Source organism: Streptomyces virginiae (assembly GCF_000720455.1).
In the GTDB taxonomy this organism is placed as follows: domain Bacteria; phylum Actinomycetota; class Actinomycetes; order Streptomycetales; family Streptomycetaceae; genus Streptomyces; species Streptomyces virginiae.
The window spans coordinates 1-25,092 of sequence record NZ_JOAK01000036.1 but is presented as its reverse complement, the minus strand read 5'-3'; the positions used below and the strand labels follow the sequence as shown (position 1 = coordinate 25,092).

General features: G+C 73.7%; 15 protein-coding genes and 1 pseudogene. 12 read left to right on the top strand and 4 right to left on the bottom strand.

All coding sequences use genetic code 11. The features are described from left to right. The first annotated feature begins 63 nt into the window (after nt 1-63). Entirely contained in the window at nt 64-2,526 is a 2,463-nt protein-coding gene (locus tag IG86_RS0133645) for a cation-translocating P-type ATPase (protein ID WP_030902048.1), read from the top strand. A gap of 15 nt (nt 2,527-2,541) precedes the next feature. On the opposite strand, the gene IG86_RS0133640 is transcribed toward IG86_RS0133645, so the two are convergent. After that, nucleotides 2,542-2,958, bottom strand: a complete 417-nt coding sequence (locus IG86_RS0133640; protein WP_030823548.1) for a nuclear transport factor 2 family protein — start codon at nt 2,956-2,958, stop codon at nt 2,542-2,544. Between the two features lie 96 nt (nt 2,959-3,054). Between IG86_RS0133640 and IG86_RS0133635 the strand changes: the two genes are divergently transcribed. Both IG86_RS0133635 and IG86_RS0133630 read left to right on the top strand, forming a co-directional pair. After that, the gene (locus IG86_RS0133635) at nt 3,055-3,633 is read left to right on the top strand and encodes a PadR family transcriptional regulator (protein WP_030902046.1); all 579 of its coding nucleotides are present in this window, start codon (nt 3,055-3,057) and stop codon (nt 3,631-3,633) included. Then, nucleotides 3,617-4,411: an SGNH/GDSL hydrolase family protein gene (locus tag IG86_RS0133630; RefSeq protein WP_030902045.1), complete on the top strand. Its 795-nt coding sequence runs from the start codon at nt 3,617-3,619 to the stop codon at nt 4,409-4,411. Before IG86_RS0133635 ends, IG86_RS0133630 begins: the two co-directional genes overlap by 17 nt. 290 nt (nt 4,412-4,701) lie before the next feature. Here IG86_RS0133630 and IG86_RS0133625 read toward each other — a convergent pair whose 3' ends face one another. Both IG86_RS0133625 and serC read right to left on the bottom strand, forming a co-directional pair. Continuing rightward, nucleotides 4,702-7,830 carry a sacsin N-terminal ATP-binding-like domain-containing protein gene (locus tag IG86_RS0133625; protein ID WP_030823554.1) on the bottom strand — a complete coding sequence of 1,043 codons (3,129 nt, stop codon included), beginning with the start codon at nt 7,828-7,830 and terminating at the stop codon, nt 4,702-4,704. Between the two features lie 242 nt (nt 7,831-8,072). Further along, nucleotides 8,073-9,191: a phosphoserine transaminase gene (serC, locus tag IG86_RS0133620; RefSeq protein WP_030823557.1), complete on the bottom strand. Its 1,119-nt coding sequence runs from the start codon at nt 9,189-9,191 to the stop codon at nt 8,073-8,075. Nucleotides 9,192-9,309: 118 nt separating this feature from the next. Between serC and IG86_RS0133615 the strand changes: the two genes are divergently transcribed. The 4 genes from IG86_RS0133615 to IG86_RS40655 all read left to right on the top strand — a co-directional run bounded on the left by IG86_RS0133615 (nt 9,310) and on the right by IG86_RS40655 (nt 15,438). Continuing rightward, nucleotides 9,310-12,123, top strand: a complete 2,814-nt coding sequence (locus IG86_RS0133615; RefSeq protein ID WP_030823560.1) for an FAD-binding and (Fe-S)-binding domain-containing protein — start codon at nt 9,310-9,312, stop codon at nt 12,121-12,123. Between the two features lie 57 nt (nt 12,124-12,180). Then, on the top strand, nt 12,181-13,116 hold the full coding sequence (locus IG86_RS0133610) for an EamA family transporter (protein WP_030902043.1): 936 nt from the start codon (nt 12,181-12,183) through the stop codon (nt 13,114-13,116). Further along, nucleotides 13,116-13,472, top strand: a complete 357-nt coding sequence (locus tag IG86_RS0133605; RefSeq protein WP_030902041.1) for a DUF1801 domain-containing protein — start codon at nt 13,116-13,118, stop codon at nt 13,470-13,472. The genes IG86_RS0133610 and IG86_RS0133605 overlap by 1 nt, the downstream gene beginning before the upstream one ends. Before the next feature lie 418 nt (nt 13,473-13,890). Continuing rightward, nucleotides 13,891-15,438 carry a PKD domain-containing protein gene (locus tag IG86_RS40655; RefSeq protein ID WP_063761591.1) on the top strand — a complete coding sequence of 516 codons (1,548 nt, stop codon included), beginning with the start codon at nt 13,891-13,893 and terminating at the stop codon, nt 15,436-15,438. Nucleotides 15,439-15,538: 100 nt separating this feature from the next. Here IG86_RS40655 and IG86_RS0133595 read toward each other — a convergent pair whose 3' ends face one another. After that, the gene (locus tag IG86_RS0133595) at nt 15,539-17,161 is read right to left on the bottom strand and encodes a CocE/NonD family hydrolase (protein WP_030902039.1); all 1,623 of its coding nucleotides are present in this window, start codon (nt 17,159-17,161) and stop codon (nt 15,539-15,541) included. A gap of 319 nt (nt 17,162-17,480) precedes the next feature. Between IG86_RS0133595 and IG86_RS0133590 the strand changes: the two genes are divergently transcribed. From IG86_RS0133590 to IG86_RS0133570, 5 genes and pseudogenes are all read left to right on the top strand, one after another. Next, the gene (locus tag IG86_RS0133590) at nt 17,481-18,293 is read left to right on the top strand and encodes a TIGR03084 family metal-binding protein (protein WP_045936855.1); all 813 of its coding nucleotides are present in this window, start codon (nt 17,481-17,483) and stop codon (nt 18,291-18,293) included. Continuing rightward, a complete protein-coding gene (locus IG86_RS0133585) occupies nt 18,290-20,206 on the top strand; it encodes an acyclic terpene utilization AtuA family protein (protein WP_078906124.1) in 1,917 nt (638 codons plus the stop codon). The genes IG86_RS0133590 and IG86_RS0133585 overlap by 4 nt, the downstream gene beginning before the upstream one ends. Next, nucleotides 20,203-21,801 carry an acyl-CoA carboxylase subunit beta gene (locus IG86_RS0133580; protein ID WP_030823582.1) on the top strand — a complete coding sequence of 533 codons (1,599 nt, stop codon included), beginning with the start codon at nt 20,203-20,205 and terminating at the stop codon, nt 21,799-21,801. Before IG86_RS0133585 ends, IG86_RS0133580 begins: the two co-directional genes overlap by 4 nt. Nucleotides 21,802-21,809: 8 nt before the next feature. Beyond that, nucleotides 21,810-23,723: an ATP-binding protein gene (locus IG86_RS0133575; protein ID WP_030823585.1), complete on the top strand. Its 1,914-nt coding sequence runs from the start codon at nt 21,810-21,812 to the stop codon at nt 23,721-23,723. Continuing rightward, a pseudogene (locus IG86_RS0133570) lies at nt 23,720-24,844 on the top strand (acyl-CoA dehydrogenase family protein); the annotation flags it as partial. The gene IG86_RS0133575 and the pseudogene IG86_RS0133570, both read left to right, overlap by 4 nt. Nucleotides 24,845-25,092 lie beyond the last annotated feature (248 nt).

The window sequence follows — 25,092 nt, the reverse complement described above, 5'->3', positions numbered from 1 at the left end:
CGAGGTCGCGTCTTCGGGCTTCTCGGCGGGTGAAGCCATACAACCCCGCTTACCGTCGAAACCATGACGGAGCGGGAGAGGATCGACCATGACGGGCGGGAGCCGGGCGGCGGGCCCGGGACGGCCATCGACGCCGGGGCGGAGCTCGACCCGGTGCACCCCGTGCGGCCACCGGCGCCCCGGTTCAAGCCGGGCGGGCTGACCACCGCCGAGGTCGCCGAGCGCGTGGCCCGCGGGGACGTCAACGACGTCCCCGTACGGTCCTCGCGCTCCACCACCGACATCGTCCGCGGCAACGTCTTCACCCGCTTCAACGCGATCATCGGCGTCCTCTGGGTGATCATGCTCTGCGTCGCGCCGATCCAGGACAGCCTCTTCGGCTTCGTCATCATCGCGAACACCGGCATCGGCATCATCCAGGAACTGCGCGCCAAGAAGACCCTCGACGGCCTCGCCGTCATCGGCGAGGCCAAACCCGGCGTGCGCCGCGACGGCCGGACCGCGGAGATCTCCACCTCCGAGATCGTCCTCGGCGACGTCATCGAACTCGGCCCCGGCGACAAGGTCGTCGTCGACGGGTCCGTCGGCGAGGCCGACGGCCTGGAGATCGACGAGTCCCTGCTCACCGGCGAGGCCGACCCCGTCCTGAAGAAGCCCGGCGACCAGGTCATGTCCGGCTCCTTCGTCGTCGCCGGCGGTGGCGCGTTCACCGCCACCAAGGTCGGCCGCGAGGCCTACGCCGCCCAGTTGGCCGAAGAGGCCTCCCGCTTCACGCTCGTCCACTCCGAGCTGCGCTCCGGCATCTCCACCATCCTCAAGTACGTCACGTGGATGATGATCCCGACCTCCATCGGCCTGATCATCAGCCAGCTCGTCGTCAAGGAGAACAACCTCAACGACGCCATCGCCCGCACCGTCGGCGGGATCGTGCCGATGATCCCCGAGGGGCTCGTCCTCCTCACCTCCGTGGCCTTCGCGATCGGCGTCATCCGCCTGGGCCGCAAGCAGTGCCTCGTACAGGAGCTGCCCGCCATCGAGGGCCTCGCCCGCGTCGACGTGGTCTGCCTCGACAAGACCGGCACGCTCACCGAGGGCGGTATGGACGTCACCGAGCTCCGCCCGCTCGGCGGCGCGGAACCGGCGTACGTCCAGAAGGTGCTCGGCGCGCTCGGCGAGTCCGACCCGCGTCCCAACGCCAGCCTCCAGGCGATCATCGACGCCTACCCCGACAGCGCCGAGTGGCGGTGCACGGAGTCCCTGCCCTTCTCCTCCGCCCGCAAGTACAGCGGCGCCAGCTTCAGCGAGGGCGACGGAGAGAACAACACCTGGCTGCTCGGCGCCCCCGACGTACTGCTGCCCGCCGGGGACCCCGCCCTCCAGGAGATCAACGGCCTCAACGAACAGGGCCTGCGGGTCCTGCTGCTCGCCCGTTCCGCCCGCGAGCTGGACGACGAGGCCGTCGCCACCGGGGTCAGGCCGACCGCCCTGGTCGTCCTGGAACAGCGGCTGCGCCCCGACGCCGCCGACACGCTGCGCTACTTCGAGGACCAGAACGTCAAGGCGAAGGTGATCTCCGGCGACAACGCGGTCTCCGTCGGCGCCGTCGCCGGCAAGCTGGGCCTGCCCGGCGCGCAGAACACCGTGGACGCCCGCAAGCTGCCCTCCGAGCAGGCCGAGATGGCGGAGGTCCTCGACGGCAACTCCGTCTTCGGGCGCGTGACCCCGCAGCAGAAGCGGGACATGGTCGGCGCCCTGCAGTCCAGGGGCCACACCGTGGCGATGACCGGCGACGGCGTCAACGACGTGCTCGCCCTCAAGGACGCCGACATCGGCGTCTCGATGGGCTCGGGCTCGGAGGCCACCCGCGCCGTCGCGCAGATCGTCCTGCTCAACAACAGCTTCTCCACCCTCCCGTCGGTGGTCGCCGAGGGCCGCCGGGTCATCGGCAACATCACGCGCGTGGCCACCCTCTTCCTCACGAAGACGGTCTACTCGGTGCTGCTGGCCATCCTGGTGGTGTGCTCGCAGGTCGAGTACCCGTTCCTGCCGCGCCACCTGACGCTGCTGTCCACCCTCACCATCGGCATCCCGGCGTTCTTCCTGGCACTGGCCCCGAACAAGGAGCGTGCGAAGCCGCACTTCGTGAAACGGGTGATGCGGTACGCGATCCCGGGCGGCGTGATCGCGGCGACCGCCACCTTCGTCACCTACCTGATCGCCCGCCACCACTACACGGGCGCGGACGCCCTGCCAGCGGAGACGAGCGCGGCGACGCTGACGCTGTTCCTGACCTCGATGTGGGTCCTGGCGATCATCGCCCGCCCGTACACGTGGTGGCGCGTGGCCCTGGTGGGCGCGATGGGCGGGGCCTTCCTCATCGTCCTGATCGTGCCGTGGCTCCAGGACTTCTTCCAGCTCAAGCTGGTCGGAGCCACGATGCCGTGGACCGCGGTGGCGGTCGCGGCAGCCGCCGCGACCCTCATCGAATTCACCTTCCGCTGGGTCGACCGCAAGTTCCCGGCCTGACCGGCAAGACACCCCCTAGGCCAGGCCGTCCGCCTGCAAGCCCGTCAGGACGGCCTGGCCCAGGGTGTGGACCGCGGACTGGGGGCGGACCATCACGGTGAATTCCTTGATCCGGCCCGACTCGTCGAAGTGCAGCATGTCGATGCCGTGGATCTCCTTGCCGTCCACCGTGGCGCGGAAGGGCAGGACCGACGCCGCGGCCCGGGTGCCGTCCGCGCTGGTCTCGGTCGCGCCGTCGAAGTGGCCGACGTAGCGCAGGTCCTCGAAGACGCGCAGCAGGACCCCGAAGAGGCCCAGCACCATCGGCCTGCCCTCGAAGGGGCGGAACTTCACCGGGCTGTAGAGCCTGATGTCCTCGGTGAACAGGTCCTCCAGCGCGGACAGGTCACGCTTCTCCACGGCGGCACGGAAGCGTTCGGCGGTCTCCGGCACGGACTCCACGGCTCCTCCTGATACTCAAGGAATTGACTAGTCAGTTTCGTGAGTATCATGCGGGGGAGCACGAGGAAAAGGGAAGGGGCAGCCGCGATGGCCTTGCGACACGCCGTACTGGCGGCGCTGCTGGACGGCGAGTTCAGCGGCTACGAGCTGGCGAAGTCGTTCGACATCGGCGTCGCGAACTTCTGGCACGCCTCCCCCCAGCAGCTCTACACGGAGCTGGCCAAGCTGGAGAAGGAAGGCCTGGTCGAGGGCCGCCAGGTGGTCCAGGAGGCGCGCCCCAACAAGCGACTCTTCCAGGTCACCGACGCCGGCCGGGCCGAGCTGGAGGCGTTCGCGGCGGCGGCCCTGAAGCCCTCGGTCATCCGCGACGACCTCCTCGTCAAGGTCCAGACCGCCGACCGGATCGGCACCGCGCCGGTGATCGCACAGCTCGAAGAGCGGGCGACCGCCGCCGACGCCAAGATCGACCTCCTCCGCAGGGTGCTGCGCAAGATGCGCGGCGATCTCGACGAGGAGGAGTTCCTGCTCCGCGGCGACGCGATCGGCGGGTACCTGACCTGCCTGCGCGGCATCGCGTTCGAGCAGGGCCACCGCGACTGGTGCCGCCGCAGCGCGGCGATCCTGCGAGAGCGAGAGGGGCTGACCACCCGTGCCGACGAGCACTGAGTACCGGCGCTACGTCGCCCTGGGCGACAGCCAGACCGAAGGCCTCGGCGACGGCGACGACAGCGCGGGTCTGCGCGGCTTCGCCGACCGCTTCGCCGGACACCTGGAGGCCGCCCGCCCCGGCCTGCTCTACGCCAACCTCGCCGTACGGGGACGGCTCGCCGGTCAGGTCCGCGCCGAACAGCTCGGACCCGCCCTGGCCCTGCGGCCCGACATCGCCACCGTCGTCGCGGGGGTCAACGACGTGCTGCGGCCCCGCTTCGTGGCGGCCGAGGTCGCCGGGCACCTGGAGGAGATGTTCGCCGCGCTCACGGCCACCGGGGCGCACGTGGCGACCGTGACCTTCCCCGACATCGGACGGATCGCGCCCCTCGCCCGGCCGCTGGCCCCCCGCCTGCTCCAACTCAACGAGCTCGTCCGCGCCGCGGCCGCCCGGCACGGGGTCTTCGTCGCCGAGACCGCCCTGCCGGAGGCCGTGGCGGACCCGCGGATGTGGACCGATGACCGCCTCCACGCCAGCTCCCTCGGCCACGAACGCATCGCCGCCGCCCTCGCCCACGCCGTCGGCCTCCCCGGCAGCGACGACACCTGGACGCGGCCGCTGCCACCGCCGGACGCGCTGCGCCGCTCGGCCGTCGCGGCCGAACTGCGCTGGGCCACCGCCTTCCTCGGCCCCTGGCTGGGCCGCCGCCTGCGCGGCCGCTCCTCCGGGGACGGCCGCACCGCCAAACGCCCCGACCTGCTCCCCCTGGCCACCGACAGCGCCGGCGAGCGGTGACCCGGCCGCGTCCCGGGACGTCTCGGCACGCTCTGGGACGCCGGGACGGTCCGTACGGCGGCTAGGTTCGCGTTGACGCCGTTCGCCGCGGACGCCCCCACGGGCCGGGCCGCCGGACGGTGCGTCGTCTGCGCCCGTGGCGCGGCGGCCGGTGAACGGCTGCGGGACCGGGCGGCCGCGGCCGGGACACGGGGGTGTCCGGCGGCGGTGAGGCCCGGGGCCCCGCGCGCGCCGCTCCCTGATCCCGGAGCCCCGGACCGGGCCGATGCCCGGTCCGGGGCCGCGGGCGTCTAGTCGAACCAGCGGTCCCGGGCCAGTTCCGTCGTGCGGGACGGGTCCTCCAGCAGGGCCGCCACCTCGAAGCGGCGCGGCCACTGGCCCGCCGACCAGGCCAGGCCCGCCGCCACGCCCTCCAGGGTGGACGCGTGCAGGGTGCCGTCGGGGGTGCGCCGCCAGTCCAGCTCGGTGCCGCCCGCGACCAGCTCCTCGTGCTCGAAGTACGTCGCCGGGGTCGCCGGGCCCAGCAGGACCCGCACCGACTCCGGGACCTCGTGCTCCTCGCCCGGCGTGGTCACCTCCGCCGGGACCGTCTCCGAGAGCCGGCGCACCTGGAGGAGGTCCGCCAGGTCGGCCGCCCGGGACGGGGAGACCGGCAGGAGGGGCAGGCCCGTCGCCAGCGGCAGCAGGTCCGGGGCGTCCGCGATCACCGCGTCCGCCGCGTCGACCACGAGCACCTCGCCGTCCACCACCGCCCGCAGCTCGTCCGGCAGGGTCACCTGCTCGGGGTCGAGATCGGCCAAAAACCCGTACAGGCCGTGCAACTGCCGGTCCGTCACCTCGCGCTCCGGGTCGGCGAGCCGGCCCAGCAGCTCGGCCGCGCCCCCGGGCTCGTCCAGCAGGGCCGCCACGGAGGTCCGTACCCCCAGCGCCCGCAGCACCTGCTCGTCTTCAAACCCGGTCGCGTCCGCCGAGGTGTACAGGCCCTCCAGCAGCGGGTCGCCGCCCGCCGCGCGCAGGCCCGCCGGGCGGCGGCCGTCCAGCACCGGGTGGTCGCGCAGCCACCACGCCGTGTACGGGCGCACCGACTGCGTCGTGCCGTCCGGCAGCAGGATCCGCACCGGCTGGGTCAGCGCGTCCCGCAGCGGCGGCTGCGCCAGCATGGCGAGGGCCTGCGGCCAGCAGTCGTCGTCGACGAGGTCCAGGTCACGGACGGCGACCAGCTCGGTCGCCACCGGCGGCACGGGCAGGTCCGGCAGCTGGTCCAGTACGTCCTCGCACCACACGTCCACCGCGTCCAGCAGTCCCGCGTCGTCCGGCTCGGCGAAGTCGCCCTCGCGGGGCTCCAGTTCGTCCGGGTCCAGGACCACGTCGGTGGCGCGCACCAGCTGGAACGCCGCCAGTACCCCGCACGCGGTCAGCGGCCCCCCGCCCCACCGCTCGGCCAGCTCGGCGTCCACGTACGGGACCTCGTCCTCGCGGATGACGGAGGCCAGCGGCGAGCCCGGCAGCAGCAGTTCGCCCGCCGGCGTCAGTTCCCCGTCCTCGTCCGGCAGGGCGAGCGCCCCCAGCCACGGCTCGTCGCCCGGCGCCAGCTCCGCGTCGCGGACCAGACCGAGGACGACCTCGGCCAGTTCGTCGGCGTCCAGGGTGTCGGCGTCCTCGTCCCAGATCTCCCCGGCGTCCAGGGAGGCGGCCACCGCCGCGCGTACCTGCGGGGTCGTCAGGACGGCGCGCGCCGTCGCCGGAAGGGACCCGAGCTTCTCCAGCAGCGGGTGCGCCGCCTCCGGGTGGGCCACCTTCAGGCCCAGCCGGGCCAGGTCCGCGGGCGTCTCGGCGTACGGGAGCAGGACGTGGCGCGGCCCGATCGTCGTACGGCCGTCGGCGAGCGGCACGGGCAGCCCGGACAGCCGGTCGGGGTCCACGCCGGCGAGGCTGTCGTAGAGCCGGTACCACCACTCGGGGGTCCGCTCGATGCCCGCGATCCGCTCGATGGCGTCGCCCAGGGGGAGCCGGCCCACGCCCAGGGTGCGCAGCTCGGCGCGGCGCTCCAGGCCCGCCGGCAGCAGGGTCGGCAGGACCTCCGCCAGGACGCGTACGGTCTCGGCGCCCGCGCCTTCCACCACCTCGGCCTCGAAGGGGCGCAGGGCGCTCCGCTCCTCCGCGTGCTCGGGCGGCGCGGCCGGCGCGAGGAACGCCGTGCGGGGGAGCCGCTGCAGCACGGCGGCGCGCAGTGCCCCGTCCAGCTCGCCCTTGCCGAGCGGGCCGGGGACCAGGTCCACGAGCCCGGTGCTCACCGGGTCCCAGGAGCCGAGGAGTTCGGCGTACGCGTCGGCCGCGCGCTCCACGAGGAAGTCGGTCAGCGGCCCCGGCGCGGGGTGGCGGCGGCTGGTGTCCAGCGGCAGCGTGGCGATGAGCAGCGCCGGGATGCCCAGCGGCTCGTCGGTGGGTGTCGGGGCGTGCACCACGGGCGCGGTGGCCGGGCGCAGCGGGGCGCCGTCGGGGTCGACGGGGACCGCCCACGACACCGCCCAGGAGGGCCGCAGCCGTTCCTCGACGGGCCGGTCGGCGAGCAGCGCCCGCTCGATGGCGCCGCTGTGGCGGACGGTGCGCCAGCGGGTGGTGTGCGTGGCGGAGCCGTCGGTGTCCTCGACGACGGTGTACGCGCCCTCGTCGCGGCGGTTGAGGGTGCGCGAGCCGGCGGGGGTCTCCACGACGACCTCGCACAGCCCGGGCAGGGTCAGCAGCAGGGCGTCGTCGATGCCGGCGAGCAGCCGCTGTACGAGGTCCTCGGCGGCGGCGTCGCGCAGCGGGAGGACCACGACGGTGTCGTACCCCTCGGGGGCGGTGCCCTCGGCGGGCAGGGGGAGCCGCAGCAGGGGGACGTGGCCGTCGCGGCGGCGCAGTTCGTCGCCGAGGCCCGGGCTGCCGACGGCGGCCTCGCGGGCCAGTTCGCGGGCCTCGGCGAGGGACCAGCGGACACCGCCGTGGCGGCCGAGCACCGCGGGCTCGTCGCAGACGGCGAGGACGGCCGCGAAGCCGACGCCGAACCGGCCGACGCTCTCGGAGGCGGGTTCCCGTTTGGCGGAGGCCCGCAGGGTGCTCAGGGACTCCACGCCCGTCGCGTCCAGCGGGGCACCGGTGTTGGCGACGGCCAGCAGCGCGTGGCCGCCCTCGCCCGCGTGGAGGGTGAGCCGCAGCCGGCCGGGCACCTTGGCGCGGGCCGCGGCGTCGGCGGCGTTCTGGGCCAGCTCGACGACGAGCCGGTCCCGGTAGCCGCCGAGGGCGAGGTCCTCCTCGGCGTTGGCGTCCTCGCGGAACCGGGCCGGGCCGGCACCCCAGGCATCGAGCACGCCGCGCCGCAGCCGGGCCGTGCCGAAGGGGTCCACGCCGCTCTGGGCCGCCGTCACTCGCACGCTCACGCCGCTGCCTCCAAGAATCGCCCAACGAACTCCTGAAGGTATCGCGTGCGGGGCTGCGCCTTCCCCGTGAGGTGGGCGAACACGACGACGCCGGAATCCCAGTGGCGGCCCTTCGTGGGGGCGCCACCCGCCGCGAGCCCGGCCTGATCGGCAAGACACCCCCTGGTCCCCGCACGACACCACAAGAAGCCCCCGGCGACGAAGAGTCACCGGGGGCTCGGCAAGTGGCGGACGGATGACGGCTAGAGCTTCTCGATCACGTAGTCGATGCAGGCCGTCAGCGCCTGCACATCCGCCGGGTCGATCGCCGGGAACATCGCGATGCGCAGCTGGTTGCGGCCGAGCTTGCGGTACGGCTCCGTGTCCACGATCCCGTTGGCGCGCAGCACCTTCGCGACGGCCGCCGCGTCGATGTCGTCCGAGAAGTCGATCGTGCCGATGACGGCGGAGCGCTTGTCGGCGTCCACGACGAACGGCGTGGCGTACTTGGACGCCTCCGCCCAGCCGTACAGGTTGCGCGCGCTGGCCGCCGTACGGCCCGTGGTGAACTCCAGGCCGCCCTGGCTGTTCATCCACTCCAGCTGCTGGTCGAGCAGGTACAGGGTGGACAGCGCCGGGGTGTTGTACGTCTGGTTCTTCAGCGAGTTGTCGATCGCCGTCGGCAGCGAGAAGAACTCCGGGATGTGCCGGCCCGACGCGTGCACGCGGGCCGCCCGCTCCAGGGCCGCCGGGGAGAACGCCGCCAGCCACAGACCGCCGTCGGAGGCGAAGGACTTCTGCGGCGCGAAGTAGTAGACGTCCGTCTCGGTGATGTCCACCGGCAGGCCGCCGGCGCCCGAGGTCGCGTCCACCAGAACGAGGGACCCGGCGTCCGCGCCCGCGACGCGCTCGACCGGCGCCGCGACACCCGTCGAGGTCTCGTTGTGGGTGTACGCGTACACGTCCACGCCCGCCTCGGCCACCGGCTCGGGGTGCGTGCCCGGCTCGGAGGAGATCACGGACGGCTCGTCCAGCCACGGCGCGAGCTTCGCCGCCTTGGCGAACTTCGAGGAGAACTCGCCGAAGGTCAGGTGCTGGGACTTCCGCTCGATCAGCCCGGCGGTCGCGATGTCCCAGAAGGCGGTGGAGCCGCCGTTGCCCAGGATCACCTCGTAGCCCTCGGGGAGGGAGAAGAGGTCCCGGAGGCCCTGGCGCACCGATCCGACCAGGTTCTTGACCGGGGCCTGGCGGTGTGAGGTTCCGAGCAGGGAGGTACCGGTGGCGGCGAGGGCGTCCAGCGCCTCGATCCGCACCTTGGAGGGGCCCGCGCCGAAGCGTCCGTCGGCGGGCTTGATGTCAGCGGGAATCTGGATCTCAGCCACGAGCGGAGCGTATCGGGTCCGGGTCCACGCTCCGGAAGCGCGTCCACCGGATGAGACGCGGCGCGACGCCGGCACGACGTCGGCGCGACGCCGGCACGACGGTGGCAGGCTGGGCGCCGTGACGACACCCGGTGAAGTCGAGCGGACATTGCGGGCGGAGCTGCGCGGGGAGGTGGATTTCGGCGCCGCGGCTCGCGCACTCGTGACCATGGACGCCTCCAACTACCGCCGCGTACCCCTCGGCGTCGTCGCCCCGCGCGACGCCGACGACGTGACCGCCGCACTGCGCGTGTGCGCCGAGGCCGGCGTGCCCGTCGTCCCCCGGGGCGGCGGCACCTCCATCGCCGGGCAGGCCACCGGCGTGGGCGTCGTCCTCGACCTCACCCGCCACATGAACGCCCTCCTGTCCGTCGACCGGGCCGCCCGCACCGCCGTCGTCCAGCCCGGCCTGGTCCTCGACCGCCTCCGGGAGGCCGTACGGCCGTACGGGCTGACCTTCGGGCCCGACCCCTCCACCCACTCCCGCTGCACCCTCGGCGGCATGATCGGCAACAACGCCTGCGGAGCCCACTCCGTGGCCTGGGGGACCACCGCCGACAACGTCACCGAACTCGCCGTCACCACGTACGCGGGCACCGCCCACCGCATCGGCACCGGCTGGGACGGCGCCCCCCACGGCCTGCGCGAACTGGTCGGCGCACACCTCGGCCTGCTGCGCACCGGCATGCCGCCCCGCTTCTCGCGGCGGATCTCCGGCTACGGCGGACTGGACGCCCTGCTCCCCGAACGCGGGGTGCGCCTGGCCGAGGCCTTCTGCGGCAGCGAAGGCACCCTCGGGGTGGTCACCGAGGCCGTGGTGCGCCTCGTGGAACTGCCGCCCACGCCCGCCCTGGCCGTCCTCGGGTACGCCGACGAGAGCGCGGCGGCGGACGCGGCCGCCGGGCTGCTCCCGTACCGGCCGCTGACGGTCGAGGGCATGGCCGAGGACCTGGTGGGCGGGGCCACGGGCGGGGAGGGCAGGGCCGCGGGACTGCCCCGGGGGCGGGCCTGGCTGTTCGTGGAGATGCCGGACGAGGGCGGGGCGCGGGCCGTCGTACGGGGCGCCGACGCGCTCGACGCGCTGGTCGTCACGGACCCGGCCCGGCAGCGGGCGCTGTGGCGGATCCGCGAGGACGCCGCGGGCACCGCGACCAGGACGCCGGACGGGCGGATGGCCTGGCCGGGCTGGGAGGACTGCGCGGTCCCGCCGGCCCGGCTGGGCGCCTACCTGCGTGACTTCCGGGCCCTGCTGGCCTCCCACGGCCTGCGCGGCACCCCGTACGGCCACTTCGGCGAGGGCTGCGTGCACGTACGCATCGACTTCGACCTGGCCTCGGCCGCCGGCGTGGCCCGCTACCGCACCTTCTCGGAGGAACTCGCCGACCTGGTCGTCGCCCACGGCGGATCCCTGTCGGGCGAACACGGCGACGGGCAGGCGCGCGCCGAACTCCTGCCGAAGATGTACGGCGAGGACGTGATCCGGCTCTTCGGCGCGTACAAGGACGTGTGGGACCCGGCGGGCGGCATGAACCCGGGGATGCTGGTCAGGCCCGCCCGGCTGGACGAGAACCTCCGCTTCGCGGTGCTCCCGGCCACCCCCTTCGCCGCCGAGGTCGCCCGGTGCGTCGGGGTCGCGAAATGCCGTACGGGCGAAACGGGCGGACCCGGCGTGATGTGCCCCTCCTACCGCGCCACCGGCGAGGAACAGCACTCCACCCGCGGCCGGGCACGGCTGCTGCACGAGATGCTCGCCGGGGAGGTCGTCACCGGCGGCTGGCGCTCGCCGGAGGTCGCCGAGGCGCTCGACCTGTGCCTGGGATGCAAGGGCTGCCGCAGCGACTGCCCGGTCGGCGTGGACATGGCCTCGTACAAGTCGGAGTTCCTGCACCACCACTGGGCCGGCCGGATCCGGCCGCTCGCCCACTACACGCTGGGCGGCCTGCCCGGATGGCTGCGCCTGATCGCCCGGCTGCGGGCGGCGGGAGCCGTCAACACGGCCGCGCGCCTCCTGCCGGTCCCGGTGCCGGGCCTGGCCCGGGAGCGGTCCCTGCCGGAACTCGCCAAGCGGCCTTTCACGCGGGGGCTGGCCGGGCGCCCGGCGGCGGCTGGTGCCGCGGCCGCCGGCCGGGCAGTCCCGGCCGGGGGCGGGTCTGCTGCCGGGGGCCGGGCGGCCGGTGCCGCCGTGGTCCTGTGGCCCGACACCTTCACGGAGTACCTCGCCCCCGAGGTCGGCCACGCCGCGCTCCGCGTGCTCCGGGCGGCCGGCCTGGACGTGTCCGTCCCCCGCACCCGCGGCCGGGTCTGCTGCGGCCTGACCTACCTCTCCACCGGCCGCCTCGACCGTGCCCGCAAGGTCCTGCGCCGGACCCTGGACACCGTCGGCGAGGTCCCCGGCCCCGTCACCGTCCTCGAACCGAGCTGCGCCGCGGCCCTGCGCACCGACCTTCCCGCCCTGCTCCCCGACGACCCCCGCGCGGCCCGCCTGGCGGCAGCCGTACGCACTGTCGCGGAAACCCTGGAGGAGTACGCGCCGGAGTGGCGGCCGCCCCGCCTCGACCGCGCGGTGGTCGGCCAGACCCACTGCCACCAGCACGCCGTACTCGGCGACGCGGCGGACCGCCGACTGCGCGAACGCGCCGGACTCGTGGGGGAGCCCGCCGGAGGGTGCTGCGGGCTCGCCGGGAACTTCGGCTTCGAGCCCGGTCATCACGAGGTGTCGGTGGCCTGCGCGGAGGAACAGCTCCTGCCGTCCCTGCGCGCGGCTCCGCCGGACGCGCTGGTCCAGGCGGACGGGTTCTCCTGCCGGACCCAGATCGCCCAGCTGGGCGGAGTCCGGGCCCGTCACCTCGTGGAACTCCTCGCGGGGGGCTTGGCGGACGACACACGGCCGTAGCGAAGATGTAAGGCAACAGGAGCGGCGACACTCCTTACGGCGGCTTAGTCTGGATGCATGCCCGCACCTACCGCGTCCCCGACGACCACCCCCGCCGCAGCGCTCCCCACCGAACCCTCCGCCGAGGCGGCCCGGTCCCGCTTCGGGCCGGTCGCACTGGTGATCTCGGCCGGCATCTCGGTGCAGTTCGGGGCCGCCCTCGCGGTCATGATCATGCCCAGGGCGGGTGCCGCGGGCGTGGTGACCCTGCGCCTCGCGGCCGCCGCGATCGTGCTGCTGCTCCTGTGCCGGCCGAAGGTGCGCGGGTACACGCGCTCCGACTGGGGCACGGTCGTCGCGTTCGGCGTGGCGATGGCCGGCATGAACGGCCTCTTCTACCAGGCCATCGACCGGATCCCGCTCGGCCCGGCGGTCACCCTGGAGGTGCTCGGGCCGCTCGCCCTGTCCGTCGTCGTCTCCCGCCGACTGGTGAACCTCCTGTGGGCCGGCCTCGCCCTCGGCGGCGTGGTGCTGCTGTCCGGGCACGGCGGGGGCGGCCTCGGCTTCGGCTCCCTCGACCCGCTGGGCGCGGCCTTCGCGCTCGGGGCGGGCGCGATGTGGGCGGCGTACATCGTGTTCAGCGCGCGCACCGGCCGCCGCTTCCCGCAGGCCGACGGCCTGGCCCTCGCCATGGCCGCCGCCGCGGTGCTCTCGCTGCCGCTGGGCGTCGTCGAAGCCGGCTCGGACCTGCTCGTCCCGAGCACCCTCGCGCTGGGCGTCGGCGTGGCCGTACTGTCCTCCGTACTGCCCTACACCCTCGAACTCCTCGCCCTGCGGCGGATGCCCGCCCCGACCTTCGCGATCCTGATGAGCCTGGAGCCGGCCATCGCCGCCACCGCCGGATTCCTCGTCCTGAACCAGGCCCTGTCGGGGCTCGACGCCCTCGCCATCGCCCTCGTCATCGCGGCCAGCATGGGCGCGGTGCGCTCCCAGATCGGAAAGCAGCCCGCCTGATGGACGTCACGGCCTACCTGGAAGCCGCCCCCGAGCCCCGCCGGGCGGCCCTCGCCCGCCTGCGCGAGCTGTGCGTGACGGAACTGAAGGGCTTCGAGGAGGGCATCGCGTACGGGATGCCGGTCTATGTGCGGGCGGGCGGGACCGAGGCGGAGATCGCCTGGGCGAACCAGAAGCAGTACATCTCCTTCTACCTGATGCGTACGGACGTCCGGGACGCCTTCGCGGACCGCCTGGCGGCCCACGACATGGGCAAGGCCTGCCTCCGCTTCCGCAACCCCGCCAAGGTCGACTTCGACCTCGTCCGCGACCTCCTGCGCGCGACGGCCCTGGCGGGCCCGGGCGGGGTGTGCTGAGGGGGGAGGACGGGGGTGGTCCGTTCACGGGTGCCCGCGTGCTCGGCGACCTCACCCCCGCGGCTCCACCGTCGCTGGGCGGCGTTTCGGTGAGGCCGGTTCACCGGGCCGGGACCGGGAAGCCCCCAGAGGGACGGGCCGGGGCCGAGACACCATCGGGGCGTCCGCCACTGCCCGGGCGGAGCCAGAGCGCACCGGATCGCTACGCGCTCCCGTCAGACGGAGCCTGCGACCCCCTGGGGCTGGGCATGGGCCGCCCTCGATCGCTACGCGCTTCTGTCCGACCGCGTCCGGCCCTCGCCCGGGCCGATACTCCGGTGATCGGCCGCGCGTTGCTCGGTAGGCTGTGCGCGAGCTCATGCTGAGCGCGTTCAAAAGCTGAAAAACAGGGGGATCGGTGCGTAATCGCCGACTCGTAATGTCCGCTGCCGCCATCGTGGCGGCGAGCATCGGTTTCATACCCGGCACGGCTCAGGCCGCTGATCCGGTCAAGCCCGCCGGGCAGGCGGCGGGGGCGCCCGTCGTGGATCCGGCGGCGGGGGCGCAGACCTTCACGAGTGCCGCCACCACCGGCAGCGCGCAGCTGAGTCTCTTTCTGAGCGCCCGGGCGTTCTCGGCGCACAGCGTCGAGCTGACGACCTCGCTCGGCAGGGGTACGCCGCCGCTGGACACCACCATCGACTGGGGCGACGGGACCACGGGCACGGTGACGGCCTCCGGCTCTTCGGAGACGCGGACCCCGCACACCTACAAGGAACTCGGCGAGTACACGGTCAAGGCCACCGTCGTAGACCCGGTGCTCGGGACGAGCGACACCAAGGAGGTCCGGGTCAGGACGGCGGGGTCGGAGTTCACCCCGTACGGTCCCACCCGCCTGCTGGACACCCGCAGCGGCACGGGCGCGGTCAAGGGCAAGGTCAAGGGGTACTCCTCGACCCGGCTGAAGGTCGCGGGGAACGGCGGCATCCCCGCCGGGGTCACCGTCGTCGCGCTCAACGTGACCGCCGCCAACAGCACCAGTGGCGGGCACGTCAGCGTCTACGCCTCCGGCAGCCTGCGGCCGACCGCATCGAACATCAACTTCGAAGCCGGTCAGACCGTTCCGAACCTGGTCATCGCGCAGGTCGGTGCGGACGGCTACGTCGAGCTGTACAACGGCGGCTGGGAGCCGGTCGATCTGATCGCCGACGTCACCGGGTACTTCGGCCAGAACGAAGCCAGCGGGTACGCCCCGCAGGCGCCGGCCCGGGTCGTCGACACCCGCAACGGGACCGGAGCGCCGGGCGGTCCCGTCGCCGGCCAGGGGTCCTTCACCGTCAAGGTGGCCGAACCGGGCGCCACCGCCGTCGCGCTGAACGTGACGGCCACCAACCCGCAGGAGGCCGGTCACCTGACCGTCCACCCGGCCGGACAGGCGGCACCGACCACGTCCAACGTGAACTTCACCGCCGGGCAGACGGTCGCCAACTCGGTGATCGTGCCGGTCGACAAGGACGGCCGGATCACCGTCCGCAACGGCTCCTGGGCGCCGTCCGACGTCATCGTGGAACTGGTCGGCACGTACAGCGCCGCGAGCCCCTGCGCCTACGTGCCGGTGACGCCCGTCCGGCAGATCGACACGCGCGAGAGCTGGTCCAAGGGGCCGTGGCCCACACGCGGTTACCTCTGGCAGGCCTTCTCGATCGGGCAGGAGGCCTGGGTGCTGAACACCACGGTCACCAACACGCGCGGCGCGGGCTTCCTCTCGGTCGCACCGGACCCCAACACCACCGGCAGCTACGCCGACAGGACCGCCCTCACCCCGGTGCGTCCGGTGTCCTCCACCCTGAACTGGACGGCGGGCAGGACCACCGCCAACCTGGTCCAGGCGAGCGCCGGTGAATACGGCATCGTCGACTTCTGGAACCAGGGCTGGGACAGCGCCGACCTGGTCGTCGACATCTTCGGCTACTACGACAACTGGTAGCCGGGCCGCGCCTGCAACCGGACCGGTTCGCTGTGCGTCATCTGTGAAGCGTGCGCCCGCCCGGACGGCCGCGGGGGACCGGCTGGGCGGGCGCACGGCATCAGCCGAGGGGGAGGTCCAGGTACGACGGGGTCGCCTCCGGGGAGGTGAAGGCCAGCGTCGCGCGGGGCAGGTTGGCGTCGGCGTAGAAGGGGTCGCGGGCGTCGATCACCAGCATCAGGCGGTGGCCGCGCCGCACGTCGTACGCCGTGGCCTGGAGCTCGATGTCCGCGCTGATCAGGCTGTCGGGCGGGGACTCCAGGTCGCTGTACGGGGCGTGGGTGACGAGGTGGGCCGTGCCGTCGGGGGCCGTGTCGAGGAGATACGCGACGAAGGTGGAACCGGGGTTGGCCGCCCGGTAGGTCACACGTAGCCGGGGCGTGCCGCGCAGCCGGACGGTCTCCGCGGCCGGCTCCGCCGTCCAGACGGCGGCGACGGTGCGGTCGATGTCCTCCGTCAGATAGACCTTCGGGCGGCCCGCCATCTCCGCGTACCCGGACTCGACGACCTTGTCGGCGACGGTCGCCGGGGTGTCCATCCCGCACAGCACGGTCGCCGTCCAGCCGGGCTCCGCCTCCGGGCCGAGTTCGCCGCCGTCGGCGAGGTGGAGCCGCTGCAGCTGTTCGGTGACGGACGGCCAGGTGGGGCGGGGTTCGAGGGTCTTGCTCCACATGACCTCGCCGATGAACTGCCCCTCGTCGTCGATGCCGTTGTCGATGCCCATGAGGTGGTGGTCGAACCAGCGGTGGGCGTCGGTCCAGATCCGGTTGGGCAGGCCGAGGACGCCTGACATCTCGGGGCCCGAGTGGTCGCCGATGGAGAGGGCGAGGCGTTTGGGACCGGTCAGTTCGTTGAACATCCGCAGCGTCTGGTTGGCGGGGAAGAGCGTCTCGTGCCAGGCGTGCGAGAAGAAGACGGGCACCTGGCGGCGGTTGAGCTCCTTGATGTGGGTGAACGGCGAGCGGACCTCGGCCCAGCGCAGGGTGCCCCGGACGTCGCTGCCGGTGAGGACGTTGTCGAAGACGCTCTGCGTCTGCGGGCTCAGCCGGGCCTTCGCGGCCGCCTTGAGCAGGGCCTTCACGGCCGCGACGTGGCGGGTGGAGTTCTCGTAGAAGGCCTCCCCCAGGTCGCCCCAGGAGCTGAGGGCGACGACGGCGTCGACGCGGGTGTCGTGCGCGGCGACGAGCTGGCTGATGCCGGAGCCGTAGGAGTCCCCCAGGAAACCGACCTTCGTCACGGGGCCGGTGCTGCGCTCGATCAGGTGGTCCAGGGCGCGGCTGCCGTCGGCGACGTCGAGCGGGCCGGCCACGTCGACCTGCCCCTCGGAGCCGGCGAAGCCGCGGGCGGAGTAGGCGAGGACGTTGTAGCCGCGGGCCGCGAAGAGGGTGGCCTGCACGGCGTACGCGAGCCAGCCCAGGCTCGTCCAGGGCGACGGCATGACGATCATCGGACGCGGCCGGGCCCCGGTGTGCCGCCAGAGCGCCGCGTCGAGGAGGTCGCCGTCGGCGCCGGTCACCTTGCCGCGGGTGAAGACGGCCAGGGCGCGCGCCTCGGCGACCTCGGCGGCGCGGGCGGGCGGCAGGCCGGTGACGTCGCCGCTCTCCAGCGCGGAGACGAAGGCGCCGAGGGCGGTCGCGTCGAGTTCGGGATAGAGGGAGAAGGGAGGTTGGGCGGCTGGAGTCACGTCAGTTCATCCTCTTCGTCGAGTGACACGAACGTGGGCGCCCGCCCGGGCCCGGAGCGGAGCGTTCAGTATCGACGGGACATCCGGTGACGTATCGCGAGTTTCCGGCTTACGGCCTGAATCGCCCTCCGTGGTCCCCGGCGTGTCCGCGGCGCGAGACCTGCGGCCTGTGCGGGTGTGGATCAACTGCCAGTGGATTGCGGTGGTTTGGTGTGGGTGGCGGGAAGGCGTCACCCGGCCGAGAAAATCATGCAAGCGTGCTTGATTGTTTTCCTGGGTGCTGCCAGTCTTCCCCTCACGCCGAGAAGGGGAGCGCACCGTGCCCGATCCGTCCGCCGTCGACGACGCCGTCGCCGTCTTCACCGATCTGCGCGAGGAGGGGCGGGAACTCGACGCCCTCGTCGAGCGGTTGCCCGGCCCGGACTGGGCCCGGCCCACACCCGCACCCGGCTGGACCATCGCCCACCAGATCGCCCACCTGCACTGGACCGACCGGGCCTCGCTGCTCTCCCTCACCAACGCCGACGGCTTCGGCCACATGGTCCAGGAGGCGCTCAAAGCTCCCGACTCCTTCGTCGACGACGGTGCGCGGGAGGGCGCGGCGCTGCCGCCCGCCGAGCTTCTCACCCGCTGGCGCGACACGCGGGGCGCACTCGCGCAGGCCCTCACCGAGGCCCCGCCCGACACCCGTTTCCCCTGGTACGGGCCGCCGATGAAGGCCGCGTCGATGGCCAGCGCCCGCCTGATGGAGACCTGGGCGCACGGCCAGGACGTCGCCGACGCCCTCGGCGTGCGCCGCACCCCGACCGCGCGACTGCGGCACGTGGCACGGATCGGCGTACGGGCCCGCGACTACGCCCACGCCGTACGCGGACTGCCCGCGCCCGACGGGGAGTTCCGGGTGGAACTGACCGCTCCCGACGCGTCGGGGGTGTGGGCGTACGGGCCGCCGCAGGCCGCGCAGCGGATCACCGGTCCGGCCCTCGACTTCTGCCTGCTGGTGACCCAGCGGGCCCACCGCGCCGACCTCGACCTGACCGCGACCGGCCCCGACGCGGACCGCTGGCTGGACATCGCCCAGGCCTTCGCCGGACCGGCGGGCGCGGGGCGGGAGCCGGAGGGCCGGCGGTGACCCGGCGCCCCCTCCTCATCGGCAACGCCTCCGGCTTCTACGGCGACCGCTCCGGCGCCCTGCGCGAGATGCTCACCGGCGGCCCGCTGGACGTGCTGACCGGGGACTACCTGGCCGAACTGACCATGCTGATCCTGGGCCGCGACCGCCTGAAGAACCCGGACCTCGGCTACGCCAAGACCTTCCTGCGCCAGCTGGAGGAGGGCCTCGGTCTCGCGCACGAGCGGGGCGTACGGCTCGTCACCAACGCGGGCGGTCTCAACCCGGCCGGGCTCGCCGACGCGGTACGGGCGCTGGCGGCCAAGGTGGGCGTGCCCGTCTCCGTGGCCCACGTCGAGGGCGACGACCTCACCGCCCGCGAGAACGGCGCCCTGACGGCCAACGCCTACCTCGGCGGCGCCGGGATCACGGCCTGCCTGCGGGCCGGCGCGGACGTGGTCGTCACCGGCCGGGTCACGGACGCGGCGCTGGTCAGCGGCCCGGCGGCCTGGTGGTTCGACTGGGCGCCGGAGGACCACGACCGGCTGGCGGGAGCGGTGGTCGCGGGCCACGTCCTGGAATGCGGAACCCAGGCCACCGGCGGCAACTACTCCTTCTTCACCGCCCACGACGTCCGCCGCCCCGGCTTCCCGCTCGCGGAGATCTCCTCAGACGGCTCGGCGGTCATCACCAAGCACCCGGGGACGGGAGGCGTGGTCTCGGCCGGCACGGTCACCGCCCAGCTCCTCTACGAGACCCAGGGCGTCCGCTACCTCGGCCCGGACGTGACCGCCCGCCTGGACACGGTCCGGCTCGGCGACGACGGCGCCGACCGCGTGCGGATCTCGGGCGTGCGCGGGGAACAGCCGCCGCCCACCCTCAAGGTGGGCGTGACCCGGATCGGCGGCTGGCGCAACGAGGTGGTCTTCGTCCTGACCGGCCTGGACATCGAGGCGAAGGCGGACCTCGTCCGCTCGCAGCTCGCCGAGACCCTGGAGGACGTCGCCGACGTCGCCTGGACCCTGGCCCGTACCGACCACGCCGACGCCGACACGGAGGAGACGGCGAGCGCCCTGCTGCGCCTGGTGGTCCGCGACCCGTCCCCGGACCGGGTCGGCCGCGCCCTGACCTCGGCGGCCGTCGAACTGGCCCTGGGCAGCTACCCGGGCTTCCACGTCACCACCCCACCCGGCCCGGCCCAGCCCTACGGCGTCTTCGCCTCCACCTTCGCCCCGGCGACGGAGGTCCCCCACACCGCAGTCCTCCCGGACGGCACCCACCTCCCGATCCCCACCCCGCCTCTCCCAGCCTCGCCGCCGAAGCCCGCCGCCTTTCCAGCCGGGTCGTCGGAGCCCGGCGCACTTTCAGCCCCGCCGCCGGAGCCCGCCGCATTCTCAGCCCCGCCGGCGTTTGAGGCGCGGGGGTCCGCGGGCGGAGCCCTCGAAAGGGTCGGGGGCGCAGCCCCCGCCGGGTCCGGGGCGGAGCCCCGGGAGACCGTCCGCGCCCCCCTCGGGGCGCTGGCCGGGGCCCGCAGCGGAGACAAGGGCGGCGACGCCAACGTCGGCGTCTGGACCGAATCCGCCCCCGCCTGGCACTGGCTCCGCGACACCCTCACCGTCGACCGGTTCCAGGCCCTGCTCCCCGAGACCCGCGGCCTCGCCGTGCAGCGGCACGAACTGCCCAACCTCCGCGCCCTGAACTTCACCGTCACCGGCATCCTCGGCGACGGCGTCGCCTCCGGCCACCGCTTCGACCCGCAGGCCAAGGCCCTCGGCGAATGGCTGCGCGCCCGCCACCTCGACATCCCCGTCGACCTCCTGCCGCCCGCCCAGGGCCCCGCACCCGCCCCGCAGCCCGCCCAGGGCCCCGCACCCGCCCCGCAGCCCGCCCAGGGCCCCGCACCCGTACCCGCCCCGGAGGGGACCGGCCCATGACCCGCTTGCGCACCACCGTCGACCCCCACGCCCCCGAGCACACCAGCGCCCGTACGGCCGCCCTGGAGCGCCTCGACGCCCTCGACGCCGAGCACGCCAAGGCCCTTCAGGGCGGCGGGGACAAGTACACGGCCCGCCACAAGAAGCGCGGCAAGCTCCTGGCGCGCGAGCGCGTCGAGCTGCTCCTCGACCCCGACACCCCGTTCCTGGAGCTGTCCCCGCTCGCCGCTTGGGGCAGCGACTACCCCGTCGGCGCGTCCATGGTCACCGGCATCGGCACGGTCGAGGGCGTCGAATGCCTGGTCACCGCCAACGACCCCACCGTCCGGGGCGGCGCCAGCAACCCCTGGACGCTGAAGAAGGCGCTGCGGGCCAACGAGATCGCCCGGCAGAACCGCCTCCCCGTCATCAGCCTCGTGGAGTCCGGCGGCGCCGACCTGCCCTCCCAGAAGGAGATCTTCATCCCGGGCGGCGCGATCTTCCGCGACCTCACGCGGCTCTCCGCCGAAGGCATCCCGACCGTCGCGGTCGTCTTCGGCAACTCCACCGCCGGCGGCGCGTACATCCCCGGCATGTCCGACCACACGGTCATGATCAAGGACCGTTCCAAGGTGTTCCTCGGCGGCCCGCCCCTGGTCAAGATGGCCACCGGCGAGGAGAGCGACGACGAGTCCCTCGGCGGGGCCGACATGCACGCCCGCACCTCCGGACTCGCCGACCACTACGCCCTGGACGAGTACGACGCCATCCGCCAGGCCCGCCGCATCGTGGCCCGCCTGAACCACCGCAAGCCGCACCAGGAACCGCCGAAGGCCGAGGAACCCCTCTACGACCCCGACGAACTCCTCGGGATCGTCCCGCCCGACCTGAAGACCCCCTTCGACCCGCGCGAGGTCATCGCCCGCATCGTCGACGCCTCCGACTTCGACGAGTTCAAGCCGCTCTACGGCACCAGCCTCGTCACCGGCTGGGCCACCCTCCACGGCTACCCGGTCGGCATCCTCGCCAACGCCCAGGGCGTGCTGTTCAGCGCCGAGTCCCAGAAGGCCGCACAGTTCATCCAGCTCGCCAACCAGCGCGACATCCCGCTCCTCTTCCTCCACAACACCACCGGCTACATGGTCGGCAAGGAGTACGAGCAGGGCGGCATCGTCAAACACGGCTCGATGATGATCAACGCCGTCTCCAACTCCAGGGTCCCGCACCTGTCCGTGCTCATCGGCGCCAGCTACGGCGCCGGCCACTACGGCATGTGCGGCCGCGCCTACGAGCCCCGCTTCCTCTTCGCCTGGCCCAGCGCCAAGTCCGCCGTCATGGGCCCCCAGCAGCTCGCCGGAGTCCTCTCCATCGTGTCCCGGCAGTCCGCCGCCGCCAGGGGACTTCCGTACGACGAGGAACAGGACGCCGGGATGCGGGCCTTCGTCGAGGCGCAGATCGAGTCCGAGTCCCTCCCCATGTTCCTGTCCGGGCGGCTGTACGACGACGGGGTCATCGACCCGCGCGACACCCGTACCGTCCTCGGCCTGTGCCTGTCGGCCGTCCACAACGCCCCCGTCGAGGGCGCCCGTGGCGGCTTCGGCGTCTTCCGGATGTGAGCCCGCACATGACCCCACAGATCAGCTCCCTGCTCGTCGCCAACCGCGGCGAGATCGCCGTACGGATCTTCCGCACGGCCCGCGACCTGGGCCTGGCCACCGTCGCCGTCCACTCCGACCCCGACGCCGACGCCCTGCACGTCCGCGCCGCCGACGCGGCCGTCCGGCTGCCGGGCGCGGCCCCCGCGGACACCTACCTGCGCGGCGACCTGGTCATCAAGGCCGCCCTCGCCGCCGGAGCCGACGCCGTCCACCCCGGCTACGGATTCCTCTCCGAGAACGCCGACTTCGCCCGCCAGGTCCAGGACTCCGGCCTGACCTGGATCGGCCCGCCCCCCGAGGCCATCGAGGCCATGGCCTCCAAGACCCGGGCCAAGGAACTGATGCGCGCCGCCGGCGTCCCGCTCCTCGACCCCGTCGACCCGGCCACCGCGACCCCCGCCGACCTGCCGCTCCTGCTCAAGGCGGCCGCCGGCGGCGGCGGCCGCGGCATGCGCGTGGTCCGCGACCTGGACGCCCTCAAGGAGGCCCTCCACGCCGCGTCCGCCGAAGCGGCCTCCGCGTTCGGCGACGGCGAGGTGTTCGCCGAGCCCTACGTCGAACGCGGCCGCCACGTCGAGGTACAGATCCTCGCCGACGCGCACGGCACCGTCTGGGCCCTCGGCACCCGCGACTGCTCCCTCCAACGCCGTCACCAGAAGGTCATCGAGGAGGCCCCGGCGCCCGGCCTGCCGGACACCCTGCGCGAAAGCCTCCACGCCGCGGCCGTCGCCGCCGCCCGCGCCGTCTCCTACCAGGGAGCGGGCACCGTCGAGTTCCTCGTCACCGCCGACGGACGCCCGTACTTCCTGGAGATGAACACCCGCCTCCAGGTCGAACACCCCGTCACCGAAGCCGTCTTCGGCCTCGACCTCGTCGCCCTGCAGCTGCGCGTGGCCGAGGGCGCCGCCCTGCCCCCGTCGCCCCCGCAACCCGCCGGCCACGCCGTCGAGGCCCGCCTCTACGCCGAGGACCCCGCCCAGGACTGGCGCCCCCAGACCGGTGTCCTGCACACCCTCGACATCCCGGGCCAGGTCCGCGTCGACACCGGCTTCACCGACGGCGACACCGTCGGCATCCACTACGACCCCATGCTCGCCAAGGTCGTCGCCCACGCCCCCACCCGCGCCGAGGCCGTACGCGCCCTCGCCCACGCCCTCGCCGGAGCCCGCATCCACGGGCTCACCACCAACCGCGAACTCCTCGTGGGCTCCCTGCGCCACCCGGAGTTCGGCGCGGCGCAGCTCGACACCGGCTTCTACGACCGCCACCTCGCCGACCTCACCGAGACCGCCCCGGACGCCGGCACGGCCGCCCTCGCCGCCGCCCTCGCCGAGGCCGCCCCCGCCCCGGACGCGCCCCTCGCGGCCCGCCTCGGCGGCTGGCGCAACGTGCGCTCCCAGCCGCAGACCCGCCGCTACACCTGCGCCGGCACCGAGTACGAGGTCCAGTACCACCCCGTCGACCACCCGGGCGTTCGGGTCCTGTCCGCCGAACGGCACCTCGTCGCCCTCGAAGTCGACGGCATCCGCCGGATGTTCCACGTGAAACGAAATTCGAACAACACCGAGGTCTACGTCGACTCCGCCCTCGGAGCCCACACCCTCACCCCAGTCCCCCGGTTCCCCGACCCCCAGGACCGCACCGAACCGGGCTCCCTGCTCGCCCCCATGCCCGGCACCGTCGTCCGCGTCGCCGACGGCCTCGCCCCCGGCAGCCACGTCACCGCCGGGCAGCCCCTGCTCTGGCTGGAGGCCATGAAGATGGAGCACCGCATCCTCGCTCCGGCCTCCGGCACGCTCACCGCGCTCCACGCCGTCACCGGCCAACAGGTCGAGTTCGGCGCCCTGCTCGCCGTAGTCCAGGAGGAACCGCAGCCATGAGCTCCACCCTCGAATCCGCCGAACGCAAGGCCCTGCGCACCGCCGTCGCCGCCCTCGGACAGCGCTACGGCCGCGAATACCTCGCCCGGGTCGCCCGCGAGGGCGGCCACCCCGACGAACTGTGGGCCGACGCCGCGAAGCTCGGGTACCTCGGCGTCAACCTCCCCGAGGAGTACGGCGGCGGGGGCGGCGGCATCGCCGAACTCTCCATCGTCCTCGAAGAACTGGGCGCCGCAGGCTGTCCCCTGCTCATGATGGTCGTCTCGCCCGCCATCTGCGGCACGGTCATCGCCCGCTTCGGCACCGACGAGCAGAAGCGGACCTGGCTCCCCGGCCTCGCCGACGGCAGCCGCACCATGGCCTTCGGCATCACCGAACCCGACGCCGGGTCCAACTCCCACCGCATCACCACCACGGCCCGCCGCGACGGCGACGACTGGATCCTCACCGGCCGCAAGGTCTTCATCTCCGGCGTCGACATCGCCGACGCCACCCTCATCGTCGGCCGCGCCGAGGACGCCCGGACCGGACGCCTCAAGCCCTGCCTGTTCATCGTCCCGCGCGACACCCCGGGCTTCGGCCGCTCGGTCATAGACATGGAACTCCAGGCGGCGGAGAAGCAGTTCGAACTGACCCTGGACGAGGTCCGCCTGCCCTCCTCCGCGCTGGTCGGCGACGAGGACGCCGGCCTGCTGCAGCTCTTCGCCGGCCTCAACCCCGAACGCATCATGACCGCCGCCTTCGCCATCGGCATGGGCCGCTACGCCCTCGCCCGGGCCGTCGAGTACGCGAAGACCCGCCAGGTGTGGAAGGAACCGATCGGAGCCCACCAGGCCGTGGCCCACCCGCTGGCCCAGGCACACATCGAACTGGAACTGGCCCGCCTCATGACGCAGAAGGCGGCCGCGCTGTACGACGCGGGCGACGACATGGGCGCGGGCGAGGCCGCGAACATGGCGAAGTACGCGGCGGGCGAGGCCTGCGTCCGCGCGGTCGACCAGTCCGTCCACACCCTCGGCGGAAACGGCCTCACCCGCGAATACGGCCTAGGCTCCCTGATCACGGCCTCCCGCGTGGCCCGCATCGCCCCCGTCAGCCGCGAAATGATCCTCAACTTCGTCTGCCCTGCGGGCTTGCTCGGCGGTGCACGGCTCGCTTCGGCGGGTCGGGGGTGGGTCTGGCCCTGCGGGCGGCTGCCGGGGCTCCGCCCCGGACCCCGCGGGTTGCCCTGCGGGCTTGCTCGGCGGTGCACGGCTCGCTTCGGCGGGTCGGGGTGGGTCTGGCCCTGCGGGCGGCTGCCGGGGCTCCGCCCCGGACCCCGCGCGGGTTGCCCTGCGGGCCGGCTCGGCGGGGTCCGGCTCGCTTCGGC